Here is a 12,875-nt window from a genome sequence, read left to right as displayed (position 1 = left end):
CGTGCTTTTTATACTGATAAGAAAGAGCGAACTCAGCCGCTCTTTATGATTTTATGTCTACAAATCTGGAAAGCGAATAACTGGTATCAGCCTTTCCAGCGAGAAAATAAGTTGTCGATCCCTTGCCAAAACAGGCGCAAGCTTTCTTCCTCACCTTTAATTGAGTAAAAAACATGCGCACTCAAATAAAGACCGTATAAATCAAACGTTGCTTGGCGTGTATCTAAGTCTGCTGCAAATTCTTGCTTCTCTTTGCCTTTCGTTATTTGGATCTCCAAATAGCTCAGCCAAGTGTCTATGGATTTACGCAGTCCGGCCTGAAGCGGGCAATCTTTATCTGCAGTGTCATTCCAAGCGTCTAGAAACATACAACTTCCTTGAAATGCGTGGTTCCAAGTCATCCAAGAGTCGAGCAACCCTCGAATTTTACGTTCGATATTGCCATCCCCTGCTTCACGAACAGGCTCAATAACCCGAGCAGCGAACACTTTATTGGCGTGCTCCAATACCGATAGTTGTAAATTCAACTTCGAATTGAAGTGAGCAAACAGACCACTTTTCGACATACCGCATTGCTTGGCTAACTCACCAATCGTAAGACTTTCTAATCCGTCTTCGCTGGCGATCTCAAAAGCCCGTTGCAGAATAAACTCTTTTGTCACTTTTCCTTTTTGCATAATCTTATTTTTAGCACGATCGTTCTTTTTTGCAATCTAGAGTTAACTGGTCTAACCATACATTAGTGTCATTTTCGACTCGCTAATCACGTATTGAGTTGGTTAATGGGTTAATAATTAAGAAGTTTGAAGTAAGTCTTAAATTTAAACACAGCTTCAGTGTAAGCGCGAGTCTGTTGACTTTTTCATGCATTAATTCATCCACAACCTGCTACTTTCACCTAAGTTTTTTTTATTTAGGTAAGTAATGTAATGGCAAAGAAACAAAAAATAGCCAGCTTAGAGTTTGCGCGTATTATTGCGATGTTTGCAATTATAGGATTGCACTGCCAGATGGCCCTGACATACTGGCAATGGGATGGAATACCGTGGGTTGGTTATATGCTCAACCAATTGGCTCGTTTTGCTGTGCCACTGTTTTTTCTCATTTCTGGTTATCTTATCCAGCCCAAGTTAAGCCGCGCACCTATCGAAACACTAAAAAACTACGCCAAACCACTGATGAAGGTTTGGCTCATTTGGAGCGTGATCAGTTTATTGATGCCATTCCAGTGGCAAACTGTCGCTGAGGCGGGGTATCTCGCCGAAAGGCAGGGCTACTGGAGCTACTTAATGTCGACCCCGTTCAATTCACTCGTCGAAGGCGGGCTCGTTCACCTGTGGTTTATTCCAGCTCTGGTCATTGCCGTTGCCTTAATTGCCTTCCTCGTGCATATCAACATGGCTCAATTGGTACTGCCAACCGCCGTATTGCTATACATATACGGCGTGTTTGCTGGCAGTTATTCGACCATTACCGATCTGCCAGCGCCTTTCTTTACTCGTAATGGGCCGTTTTTCAGTACTTTGCTGGTAACACTGGGTTATCTAGCACGAGAAGAACAATGGCGATGGTCGCGAAACAATACGATTCGATGCATTCTTCTTGGTATGGCGCTGCATTTTGGTGAAGCTTATTGGCTAATGCAACACGAGGTCGCTTTTAATTCTCACGACTTCCTGTTTGGTACTGTTATCTGGGCCCTGGGTGTCTTCATGTGGCTGTTAGTCCACCCACATTTTGGCGATATGCCTTGGGTATTCAAACTATCTCCTAGCGTGTTAGGCATTTATGTTAGCCATCTGCTTGTGATAATTATAATGATGAATGTCGCTGGATTTATCGGGTTGCAACACCTCGCGAAAGACGCATTTATTTATCCTGCAACGATTGTCGCAACCATAATACTTGTGAAAGCAATTGAGGCTTCGCCGTTGAGAAAATGGCTGCTGCGCTAAATCCATTCAGCGCTCGATATAGCTAGCTCTAGCTCAAAAGGGTTAGAGCTAGCCAGTTAAAAATGAGATTTCTCTCTCACTGACCAATTTTTGACTTTCTAATCCTTCAGAATTTGCCGTCACTCACAAAAAACATTGTTCATTTCCTTTAAATTGGCTCGACTATTACAACATTGCTCATTAAACGGAGGCTGTATGTGGGCAGGTCAAGGACTCGTTCCTTTTTTAGAGATTAGCCATTGGTTAACTTACGGTTTGTATGCCGCTGTGGTTTTATTTGGCGCAGCAAGCATTGCGTCACTCAGAAAATAGTGACGCACACTATCATTTCCTAACTCCTACTGTTAATTCGAGCTCTCTCACAACTAACTCATTAATTTGTGGCTAATATTTCTCCTACCAGACAAAGGAGAAATGTCTATGCCAATCTATCCAATTGTGGCTTTCTGCTGTTTGTTATTCTCTAGCGCCACCTTTGCTGCCCCCACCAATGAACTGAACCTTGTTAATTCTGGTGTCGGTTACGCGGCTCTGATTATCTTTTCGATTGCTTACATACTGGTTATGTTGGAAGAGTATCTGAAAATGAGAAAATCCAAGCCTGTGCTGCTCGCTGCAGGGTTAATTTGGATTCTGATTGGCTACACCTTTGCTCAACACAACCAGCCAGAAATAGCCAAATCCGCATTAGAACACAACTTGTTGGAATACGCTGAACTGCTGCTGTTTTTATTAGTAGCGATGACTTACATCAATGCTATGGAAGAGCGCAAACTCTTCGATGCCTTACAGGCGTGGATGGTCGGCAAAGGCTTTGGCTTCAAAAAGCTGTTTTGGCTGACGGGGTTTCTCGCCTTTATTATTTCACCGATTGCCGATAACTTAACCACAGCCCTCTTGATGTGCGCTGTGGTGATGAAAGTCTCTGGTGATAATCCTAGATTCGTGAATCTTGCCTGTATCAACATTGTTATCGCTGCCAACGCTGGCGGTGCATTCAGCCCATTTGGTGACATTACGACCCTGATGGTGTGGCAAGCCGGGCATGTCAGCTTTGCTGAATTCATCCCGTTATTCGTCCCGTCACTGGTGAACTATTTGGTTCCTGCGTTTTTGATGTCACTCTTTGTTCCAAACACCAAACCGAATACGATTCACCAACACGTAGAACTGAAACGCGGCGCGAGACGTATTGTCGCACTATTCATTCTGACGATTGCCACCGCAGTCTCTTTCCACGCTTTACTGCACTTCCCACCCGTTATGGGCATGATGATGGGCTTGGCTTACCTACAATTTTTCGGTTATTTCTTACGCCAAACACTCAAACATTCTTTGGCAAAAAAAGCGGCCATGGCAATTGCCAATGGCGACGATCACGCATTAAAACGCTTAGGTTCAGTCGTTCCGTTTGACGTGTTCCACCGTGTATCTCGCGCAGAATGGGATACCTTGCTGTTCTTCTACGGCGTAGTGATGTGTGTCGGCGGTTTGAGCTTACTTGGCTATCTCGAACTGGTTTCAAACGTCATGTACAACCAATGGAACCCTGTCTGGGCCAACGTGATGGTTGGTGTTCTATCTGCCATCGTCGATAACATTCCGGTTATGTTTGCTGTACTGACCATGGAACCAAGCATGTCGATGGGGAACTGGTTACTTGTCACATTGACTGCGGGTGTGGGGGGCAGCTTGCTTTCAATTGGCTCTGCGGCAGGTGTCGCATTAATGGGAGCCGCGCGTGGACAATACACCTTCTTTGGCCACCTAAAGTGGGCTCCCGTCATCGCCTTGGGTTATGCCGCCAGTATTGCAGTGCATTTGTGGATGAATAGCGGTTTATTTACCTAAGCACCGCAACTCACGTTCTTCACTTGCTATGCGGCCTAACGGTCTGATGGGTGGTTAACGCCATCCATCACTTCGATAGTTCCCAATTCATATGGGTTGACGCCCTCTAAACAGCCGACATTGTAGCCGTATTCACTCGGGTCAGAGCGACGCTGATGGTGCGTATAGATACCGCATTCGCCACAGAAAAAGTGCTTCGCTGTGCGAGTGTTAAATTGATACAGCTTCAAAACGTCTTCGCCTTGCACGATACGAATACCATTCAGAGGCACAGATGCCACAATCGCGCCGCGACGTCGACACATGGAGCAATCACATCGTCTCGGCTTCTCAATACCATTAGGTAATGCAAGTTCCAGCTCAACTTTTCCGCAGTGACAACTCAGTCGATGTAATGCGTTGATTTGGGTAGTGCCGACTTTCTTAATCATAACTTTTCCTTGTTGTTTTTCTACCTGTGTACATTATGTTAAACAGGCTAGCATCAGCACAATCTTGTCCAAAAACTCGACATTCATCACTTTTCGCGACATTTTATTGGCCGATTTGTTAGTTGCTATTTTGGCAACTGTTTATCTCGTTGGATGGACGTGTTGTCTCCGGCGCGGTTTTTAAACCAAGGAAAAAATTTTATGGATAAAGATCATAGCCTAAGAGAGAACCTCTTGGCTCTGACGCTCGGCAGTGCGTTAGTGTCGCTTGGGGTAATATTTTTCAGCAAAGTAGGATTGCTCACCGGAGGTACGGCTGGTTTGGCGATCTTCCTTACCAAAGTGAGTGACTTCAGCTTTGGTCAGATATTTTTCGCTCTCAACCTCCCTTTTTATATTTTGTCTGTAATGCGCATGGGATGGCGCTTCACCATTAATACTTTCATTGCGGTCTCGATTGTTTCTTTTGCGGTCGATCATCTGCACCATGTGATTGAAATTTCACGAATCGAACCTTTCTATGCAGCACTTCTAGGTGGTGGGTTAATTGGAATAGGTATGTTGGTGATTTTCCGTCACAAGATGAGTTTAGGCGGTTTTAACATTTTAGCGTTGTACCTTCAGGAACGTTTTGGGATTCGAGCAGGTAAAGTTCAGATGGCGCTCGATTGTGCCATCGTAGTGATGTCGCTGTTCATTGTGGATGTGCACCTTATCGCTCTATCCGTCCTAGGTGCCGTGGCGACAAACTTGATTTTGGCGATGAACCATAAACCAGGACGATACCAGGCAAAAGCGCAAATAGCATAAGCAACATCGTGTAATGAGTGAACTTACAAAATATGAGCCCCGAGCCATTCGCTCGGGGCTTTTTTGTTCAACGTTGAGATCATGTCAACGAACTCGTTGTGCAGTATTGCTGCATCCCCACATCCACTTGAGCTTTATATTTCTGGCTAAGATGGAAGTGTACTTGCATCAGCAAATCATGCGCGTGGAACAGCTCAAACGCGTCACCACCATTTTGCTGACAAATGGCTTCGCAGCGCTCGGCATGCTGCTTGGCTTGTCCGGCTTCACCCGCTTTGAGTAAACTCATCGCTAAGCGATACTCTGCACGTTCTTCTTGCATCCAACCACCCGCCACTTTCCAGTAATCCAACGCGAGCTTGGCCGCTTCTAGCATCCTCGATTTTTCCACATCCGTGCGCTCAGCCAGCGCTTCATACTGACACGCCAAGTTGTTTGCTGTGATTGCGATAGAGCGTGCTAGCAGCCCTTCAGCATCTTGTGGTGTCATACCTAGCGCGGCTTTCGCCAGCCATTGGCTCGCCAGTTCAAGCTGAGCAAGCGCAGAAAGTTCATTCGAAATCAAAGCGTAAACTCGTCGTTGTTCTTGCTCTTCCAATAATTCCATATTGTCAGTGCCATCTACGAAGTAGCGCGCAACGGCAATACTGCGTTGCAATGCCGAACTCTCGGCAACCTTGCGTTCATCAAAGCGCTCTAAACAAGCAAGAAACGGTTCTGGACGCTCGAGGTGCCCAATCGCGGTGTGCAGCATCAATGCGAATATTCGCTCGATGTGGCTAACGTTTTCCACCTCACTCAGAGCCGTTTCCAATTGAGCATAAGTTTGTTCGGGCTGTGCTTCGTGATGCTGCCAACACTCACTCATGAATGCATCAAAATCCGTTTTGAAAGGCATGTCCTTATTATCCTTTTTCTATTCGTATAACGAATATGAAACTCTACACTATCGTTTCCCCTGTGCAGCACGCTTAATCACTATATGAGAATCGCCTCACTTAAAGTGGTGTACCTTGCTCCAACGCAAGTAAACGTTGCTTGCGCTCTACTCCACCAGCATACCCTGTCAATTTACCGCTTTTGCCAATAACGCGATGACAAGGCACCACGATAGAAATAGGATTTTTTCCGTTTGCCAACCCAACAGCGCGCACAGCTTTAGGGTTGCCAATCGCGTTGGCGAGATCTTGATAGCTCCACGTTTCGCCGTATGGAATGGTCGTTAGTGCCTGCCAAACTTGATTTTGAAAATCCGTGCCTGTAGCCGCCAAAGGCAGCTCAAATTCATTACGTAGGCCAGAAAAATATTCATTCAACTGGGTAACAGCTTGGCGCAAAACTGGGTGTTGAGCGTCTCGCGCTCCCAGTTCACTCGGCTTAGTGGTGCATGTTTCAAACCAAATGCCAAGCAAGCCCTCAGCGTTAGATTGGATGGTCACCGTTCCTAATGGGCTCGGCATTTCGGTATAAAATATTTTCATGATTGATTCCATAAGTGAAACGTCGCGTAGCTTCCCCAAGGGGCCGCAGTGTGCGTATTCAGTGATGGGTAACGCTGCATCGCCTTTTTCACCACTAAATCTTTATCTAAAAAGCAATCGGGTTGAGATTGCCCTCGTAGTTGAGCATAACTGACTGTCCAAGGTCCAATGCCTTTCAAGACTAGCCACTGCTGAGGGTCGGCTTCTGAGTTGTCCTGCATGAACTGGGCGAAGCGCACTAGCGTCTCTTTACGGCTTTGCGGCATGCGCAAAAAGCTCACGTCGGTATTCGCTATCGCATCTGGTGTCGGGAAAAAGCGTTTTTCTGACTCTCCACTAAGTGTGGCCACCAATAAGTTAAGTTGACCAATCGCCGCTTTGACCGACACTTGTTGGCCTAAAATCGCTCGAACTCCAGCCTCCCATGCATTCCATACACCAGGAATCCGAATACCTTTACTCGACACAAGCCCCGGTGCAACATAATCCAAATGCTGCTCAACAGTACAAATATCGGCGTCAAGATCGAACATACGACGAATGTCAGACACCAAGTTTTGCAGCTTCGTTACGTCTTCAATTTCAAACGCTAGCTCTAGGTACCCTTCACCTTTGGTTGCTTTAAACCACGCTTTACTGGTATCCAGACAAACGTTGCGCTGATAACTCTCATTACTCACCAGCTCAACCCCCTCAATCGCTCGTAAACGGTAGAAGTCCAACATGTGCTGCCAATTCAATTCACCTCGATAAGGCAAGGCAATTCGATTGCTACCCATACCGTCAAACTCTTTGCGACGGACTTGAGAAGGCGTCAGTTTGAGAAACTTTTGGAAAGCATCGTTAAAGCGGCGTGTACTATTAAAACCGGCGGCGAAGCCTACTTCCGTGACCGACATAGAACTGGAATGAAGTAACTGTTTGGCGAACATTAATTGTTGATATTGCGCATACTGCTTGGGTGACATGCCTAGATACTGCTCAAACAACATACGTAAGTAGCGATCCGAAATCCCAACACGCTCTGCTAGCTCAGACACCGAGTGGTGATGCAGTTCCCCTCGATCAATTAACGAAATCGCTCGTTGAAAGGTCGTTTCTACGCCTTTCCATGCCCAAGAACCCGGCGCGCTATCAGGTCGACAACGCAAACAAGGACGGTACCCCGCTTGGAGAGCTTGCGCTTTATCGGTGAAGTACTCTACATTTTCTTCTTTAGGTAAATTAGCCGGACAAATTGGGCGACAAAAGATCCCCGTTGTTTTCACAGCCACATAAAATCGCCCATCAAAGCGGCTGTCTCGCGCGACTCGCGCCTTATGACACTGCTCGAAAGTCAGTGAAGTATGGGGGTGAATAAACATAGTGCTTTCCTTGCTCATGCCTTTTGTCATTTATTGTTCATAGGCATCGTTCAATATAATGTTATTGTAGCTTGCTTAAGCGTCTACAATTAGCCATTTTCGGAACTCAATATTGAGATTTATTGGCATTAGCGCTTTTGTACACTAAAGTTAGATTCAGAACATCACAACAACGTCGGCTAAAGGGAATTGGCATGGACTTACACACTTGCGTAATTGTACTAAGAAACCAAAAGGTTATTACCAGTAAATCCGTAGATCATTCAATTGGAATTATCGAACGAGACTCAGATAACGAGATCTCAGAAATTCAAATTAATGCCACGGATGGGCGTAGTATTCGAACCTATCACTACAACAATGTAGAGGAGTCACTAGAGAGCTTAATGAACCTCTGACGGTTTTCTTTAACACACCTTTCTCCCTTGTTAATAGCGAAAGCAATAGAGCACAGCAACCTGTGCTCTTTTTTTTTGTTTAACAGCAAAAATGTTTATCGAAAATAATGATGGAACCTGATTTAAAACACGACAAAACTGGCATAAAAAACTCATAAAAAACACTCAAGCAACTGATTAAAAATAACAAAAATCCATTATTCAATTTTTTAGAACGAGTTTATCAAAATACTCCCGTTATTTTTATTCTCACCGCCACCTAAACTGTTCTCAACAGCACGGGAGCACACGCTTCCCACTCATTGAAAAGAGTCAGAGGACAGAATCATGAAAGCACTATTACAGAAAATCACCACTTCAAACGCAGGTTACAGCGCACTATCACTTCGCATTCCAATCGGCATTATCTTTATGGCGCACGGCGCACAAAAACTGTTTGGTTGGTTTGGTGGCTATGGGTTAGAAGGTACAGGTCAGTGGATGGCATCCATCGGTTTAGGTCCTGGCGTGCTAATGGCATTCCTTGCTGGCAGCGCAGAGTTCTTTGGCGGCTTGTTCATCTTGCTTGGCCTGCTAACTCGCCCAGCAGCCGTTGCTTTAGCGTTCACGATGGTGGTAGCGATATTCTCCGTCCACTTTGAAAACGGTTTGTTCATGGCAAACAACGGTTACGAGTTTGGCTTAGCTTTACTGGCAGCAAGTGTTTCACTGGCGTTTTCTGGCGCAGGTAAGGTCGCGCTAGATAACTTCTTGAACAAAAAGCTCTCTTAGGGAGGTCTTATGATTACGGTAAGACTTGCAGCAGACCGAGGTCGAGCAAACTTTGGTTGGCTTGATAGCAAACATACGTTTTCTTTCGGTAGCTATTACGATCCACAACATATGGGCTTTTCTGAATTGAGAGTCATCAATGACGATGTAGTCCAACCTGGCGCAGGTTTTGATACACATGGCCATCGTGATATGGAGATCATCAGCTATGTGCTGGAAGGTGTTATCGCACACAAAGACAGCGAAGGTAACGTGAAAACATTACCTGCTGGGGAATTCCAACTCATGTCGGCAGGGAAAGGGATTTACCACAGTGAGTACAATGCGTCGAACCGCGACACGCTGCACTTTCTACAAATTTGGATTCAGCCAAATACATTTGGAACCAAACCAGGTTATCAGCAAAAAGACTTTGGTCGCACGCCTGGATTAACAACTATCGCGACTCCAACAGGAGAAAACGGTACGCTACTTATTAAGCAAGATGCCACATTACATCAGTTAATTCTTGAACCAAATAGCGAACTTAACTTTGAGATAGAATCGGGTAGAAACTTATTCGTTCACCAAGTAACGGGAAGCCTTAGCATCGACAATACCACCTTGACGGCGGGCGACGGCGCGAAGGTCGAACAGCAAAGTAAGGTTGTTTTACGCAATACATCAAACGAGAGCACAACCGCCCTGCTATTTGACTTGCCATAACTATCGATTCATCGAGATAAAAAGAAAGCCGCCTGGATTTTCCAAGGCGGCTTTTTAATTTCTCTGACTTTTCACTCAACGCTATTCGTCGGAAGTGCCGGAACCAATTTGCTGAAAACTGTAAGCCGTTAATGGATCGATCTCTTTAACAATTTCTTCCACTTGCTTAATCGCGTCTACCGACGAGCTAGCTTTACGATAGCTCAAATAGATAGGGCGACACCAATCTTCTACGCCAGACACCTTGTGAAGCTGCCCGTTGGCGATAAATGGCTCTACCAGAGAGATGGGTAAGTAAGCGGCACCGCCCTTCTCTAAAATAAAGTCCAATGCTATACGCGCTGTTGACGTGCGCAGATACGGAGCCGGGATCTTAGGGTGACGTTCAGAATGTTCTGATGAGAAGCGCGTTCCCCAATCCACATACACGTATTTGTTTTCAAAAACGGTGTCTAAAGAGTCTTTCTCAGTCGATACCAGAACGAGAACAACATCAGCCACTTTTTTGCAGTTAAGCTCATCAGCTTTGATTTGGTCGAACGCAAATGCCATATCTAACGTGCGCTCTAGCAAGCTTCGACTGAGCATTTCCCGCCCCATCACTTCTGCCATAAAACCATAACCACCAAATGAATCTGTGACGACACTTAAACAGTTCTGCAAGTAGGCGTCCCAAATATTTGGCGTACCGCCTAACGTTAATTGCAGCGCTTTGCCATCTTCAAGCGATAACTCTAGCTTCGCTTGTTGCAATGTGGTGACCATCACCTCTGCATAACTGATTAAGCGCTCACCTGCAGAGGTCAACTTTATGTTATTTCGATCACGAATAAACAATTGCGTATCGAAGTAACTTTCCAATTGTTTGATACGTGCGCTCACTGCAGCTTGGGTAATATAAAGATTCTCAGCGGCGCGTCCGAAGTGACGAACCCTTGCCAGCTCTAAAAATGTTCGAAAGACTTTTACATCCATAAACCATCTCCTGGTTAATATAAAACCAGATTAACAACTAATTAAAATCATGACGACAAAAAAGTTTTGTTTTTCTTTTGTTAGCTTTACGCCTAATTTTCGCCGTAGTTCACTACATTCATCAATAACGGTTACAGAGGCTGTTGACATGTCTGACACTGAATTCCGTCATGGCAAAAAACGTTTTTACGACAACGTAAAATTCCCACGCGGCTTTGCAAAGTCTGGCGATTTTACTCTCTCGGAAGAGGAAATCCTAACAATTTATGGGGATACTATGCTTGGCTTAGAGTCAGGCGAATTAACACCTGAAAATAGCGAAGAGAAACACTTCATCAAGGTGCTAGAAAACCCAGGCAAAGCAAAAACAAAACTTGAGCGTACGTGGCTAAAGTACACCCAACTTGCTCGTGGTCGCAAGCGCTTCCACACGCTAAATGGTCGTAATAAGCCTGACGCGACAGAAGATTACATTGAAGAGAGTTTGGTCGAAGACGATTAATAACCAAATAAACTAATGCTCGCCTTTTTCTAGCAGTAGGTAGTAGGCGAAAGCTCGCTTGGTTTGACTGAGCAAGCTCATTTCTTCTCCTAAAGCCCAAGGGCGCGTTCTCCCAAGGGCTTTTTTAGTATTTAGTGCTGCCAGTCTACTTTGCAAGCATCGCGATCTTTTTCAAAAAGCTCTCTTTCAAGTGCTCTTGGTCGTACTCCAATTGATAGGTATTGTGGAAGCCAACCTTTAGCTCAACACCATTCCCTCGTAAGAAAACGTTGTACCCGTCGTAATCGGAAAACGCTTCTACACCTTCATACATTTTGCCAAATTCGGTTGGTGTACCGTTGTTCATCACACATTCGTAAGCCTGTAGTACTTTGCTCGGATCTAACTCATTTTTCATACCGAATTCCTCACTGGTTTACACATTTCAATTATGGTTAAGGAATGAGCGTCGTGCCATGTCCATCCCATAATATTTGAAGTTCGTGTGCGATTTCACACTCTGTAGGTTGTTAAAAAACAAGGTTAAGTGCGAAGACAGAACTTAATTTAGATCATAAATTTTATCTATCAATTCGTCAGTTTCATAATGCAATTTCTTTGTAAAAAATCGGCTTATAAAAGCATTTAGATATAAAAACAGTCGATAAAATCAACACTGGTTAAAGAAAAAGCAAAATTTTGACCTAAAACAATAGCAGTTCGTCATTACTTATTTTATAATGCGAATTAATGTTTCGGTACATCGTAAATTCCAATAACTAGGGGCACAAAATGAGACTTATCCCGTTAACTCGAGCAGCACAAGTAGGTAAGTGGGCAGCTGCGCATATCGCTAAGCGTATCAACGACTTTAAACCTACTGCTGAGCGTCCATTCGTTCTGGGTCTACCAACTGGTGGCACTCCTCTAGCAACCTACAAAGCCCTAATCGAGCTTTACCAAGCCGGCGAAGTGAGCTTCAAAAACGTCGTGACTTTCAACATGGATGAGTACATTGGCATCCCTGCAGATCACCCAGAGTCTTACCGCTCGTTCATGTACAACAACTTCTTTAATCACATTGATATCCAAGAAGAAAACATCAACCTACTGAACGGTAACACTGACGATCACGACGCAGAATGTAAGCGTTACGAAGACAAAATTAAGTCTTACGGCAAGATCAACCTGTTCATGGGCGGCGTGGGTAACGACGGTCACATCGCGTTCAACGAGCCAGCGTCATCTCTGTCTTCTCGTACTCGTATCAAGACACTGACTGAAGACACTCGCATTGCGAACTCTCGCTTTTTTGACGGCGATATCAACCAAGTGCCTAAATACGCACTGACTATCGGTGTGGGTACACTGCTAGACGCAGAAGAAGTGATGATTCTGGTAACAGGTCATAACAAAGCTCAAGCACTTGAAGCAGCAGTAGAAGGTTGTGTAAACCACCTATGGACGGTTTCTGCACTTCAACTTCACCCTAAAGCAGTGATCGTATGTGACGAGCCAGCTCAACAAGAACTGAAAGTGAAGACTGTGAAGTACTTCTCGGAGCTAGAAGCGGAAAACATCAAAGGTTTTTAATCCATAGGATGACAGCCTAGATGCACGCTAAAAATACGAAACCCGTGATTGATCACGGGT

Annotated in this window: 15 protein-coding genes; 8 read left to right on the top strand and 7 right to left on the bottom strand. The window is 44.9% G+C overall.

The genetic code is table 11. The annotated features are described in order from the left end of the window. Positions 1–86: 86 nt before the first annotated feature. Positions 87–677 (bottom strand): TetR/AcrR family transcriptional regulator, encoded by a 591-nt coding sequence (locus L3V27_RS07660; RefSeq protein ID WP_005392013.1) that lies wholly within the window; start codon positions 675–677, stop codon positions 87–89. Between the two features lie 252 nt (positions 678–929). Here L3V27_RS07660 and L3V27_RS07655 point away from each other — a divergent pair, with 252 nt between their 5' ends. Continuing rightward, positions 930–1,955, top strand: coding sequence for an acyltransferase family protein (locus tag L3V27_RS07655; RefSeq protein WP_237311499.1), 1,026 nt, complete (start codon positions 930–932; stop codon positions 1,953–1,955). A gap of 420 nt (positions 1,956–2,375) precedes the next feature. After that, positions 2,376–3,806 (top strand): sodium:proton antiporter NhaD, encoded by a 1,431-nt coding sequence (gene nhaD / locus L3V27_RS07650; RefSeq protein ID WP_005392020.1) that lies wholly within the window; start codon positions 2,376–2,378, stop codon positions 3,804–3,806. A 35-nt stretch (positions 3,807–3,841) separates the two neighbouring features. On the opposite strand, the gene L3V27_RS07645 is transcribed toward nhaD, so the two are convergent. Next, positions 3,842–4,237 carry a GFA family protein gene (locus L3V27_RS07645; RefSeq protein ID WP_006740934.1) on the bottom strand — a complete coding sequence of 132 codons (396 nt, stop codon included), beginning with the start codon at positions 4,235–4,237 and terminating at the stop codon, positions 3,842–3,844. Positions 4,238–4,438: 201 nt separating this feature from the next. On the opposite strand from L3V27_RS07645, the gene L3V27_RS07640 reads away from it, so the two are divergent. Beyond that, entirely contained in the window at positions 4,439–5,047 is a 609-nt protein-coding gene (locus L3V27_RS07640) for a YitT family protein (RefSeq protein WP_006740933.1), read from the top strand. A gap of 79 nt (positions 5,048–5,126) precedes the next feature. Here L3V27_RS07640 and L3V27_RS07635 read toward each other — a convergent pair whose 3' ends face one another. The 3 genes from L3V27_RS07635 to L3V27_RS07625 all read right to left on the bottom strand — a co-directional run bounded on the left by L3V27_RS07635 (position 5,127) and on the right by L3V27_RS07625 (position 7,892). Further along, positions 5,127–5,945, bottom strand: coding sequence for a hypothetical protein (locus tag L3V27_RS07635; protein ID WP_237311498.1), 819 nt, complete (start codon positions 5,943–5,945; stop codon positions 5,127–5,129). 100 nt (positions 5,946–6,045) lie between these two features. Further along, on the bottom strand, positions 6,046–6,528 hold the full coding sequence (locus L3V27_RS07630; RefSeq protein ID WP_237311497.1) for a methylated-DNA--[protein]-cysteine S-methyltransferase: 483 nt from the start codon (positions 6,526–6,528) through the stop codon (positions 6,046–6,048). After that, entirely contained in the window at positions 6,525–7,892 is a 1,368-nt protein-coding gene (locus L3V27_RS07625; protein ID WP_237311496.1) for an AlkA N-terminal domain-containing protein, read from the bottom strand. The genes L3V27_RS07630 and L3V27_RS07625 overlap by 4 nt, the downstream gene beginning before the upstream one ends. A 194-nt stretch (positions 7,893–8,086) precedes the next feature. On the opposite strand from L3V27_RS07625, the gene L3V27_RS07620 reads away from it, so the two are divergent. From L3V27_RS07620 to L3V27_RS07610, 3 genes are all read left to right on the top strand, one after another. Beyond that, positions 8,087–8,290: a hypothetical protein gene (locus tag L3V27_RS07620; RefSeq protein ID WP_237311495.1), complete on the top strand. Its 204-nt coding sequence runs from the start codon at positions 8,087–8,089 to the stop codon at positions 8,288–8,290. 327 nt (positions 8,291–8,617) lie between these two features. Beyond that, the gene (locus tag L3V27_RS07615) at positions 8,618–9,061 is read left to right on the top strand and encodes a DoxX family protein (RefSeq protein WP_074190260.1); all 444 of its coding nucleotides are present in this window, start codon (positions 8,618–8,620) and stop codon (positions 9,059–9,061) included. Between the two features lie 9 nt (positions 9,062–9,070). Beyond that, a complete protein-coding gene (locus L3V27_RS07610; RefSeq protein ID WP_237311494.1) occupies positions 9,071–9,766 on the top strand; it encodes a pirin family protein in 696 nt (231 codons plus the stop codon). Positions 9,767–9,847: 81 nt separating this feature from the next. Here L3V27_RS07610 and L3V27_RS07605 read toward each other — a convergent pair whose 3' ends face one another. Beyond that, complete coding sequence (locus tag L3V27_RS07605) at positions 9,848–10,741, bottom strand: LysR family transcriptional regulator (RefSeq protein WP_005374436.1); 894 nt, start codon at positions 10,739–10,741, stop codon at positions 9,848–9,850. 148 nt (positions 10,742–10,889) lie between these two features. Between L3V27_RS07605 and L3V27_RS07600 the strand changes: the two genes are divergently transcribed. After that, on the top strand, positions 10,890–11,243 hold the full coding sequence (locus L3V27_RS07600) for a DUF413 domain-containing protein (protein WP_005392041.1): 354 nt from the start codon (positions 10,890–10,892) through the stop codon (positions 11,241–11,243). 145 nt (positions 11,244–11,388) lie between these two features. Here the strand turns inward: L3V27_RS07600 and L3V27_RS07595 are convergent, their stop codons facing one another. Beyond that, entirely contained in the window at positions 11,389–11,640 is a 252-nt protein-coding gene (locus L3V27_RS07595; RefSeq protein WP_005392042.1) for a DUF3081 domain-containing protein, read from the bottom strand. A gap of 374 nt (positions 11,641–12,014) precedes the next feature. Between L3V27_RS07595 and nagB the strand changes: the two genes are divergently transcribed. Next, the gene (nagB, locus tag L3V27_RS07590; protein WP_006740926.1) at positions 12,015–12,815 is read left to right on the top strand and encodes a glucosamine-6-phosphate deaminase; all 801 of its coding nucleotides are present in this window, start codon (positions 12,015–12,017) and stop codon (positions 12,813–12,815) included. The last annotated feature ends 60 nt before the right edge of the window (positions 12,816–12,875 follow it).

The sequence above is a fragment of the Vibrio sp. J2-3(2022) genome (assembly GCF_021725735.1).
GTDB classification, from domain to species: Bacteria; Pseudomonadota; Gammaproteobacteria; order Enterobacterales; family Vibrionaceae; genus Vibrio; species Vibrio diabolicus.
Note: the sequence above shows the minus strand (reverse complement) of the source record. Positions and strands in the feature narration are given on the sequence as shown.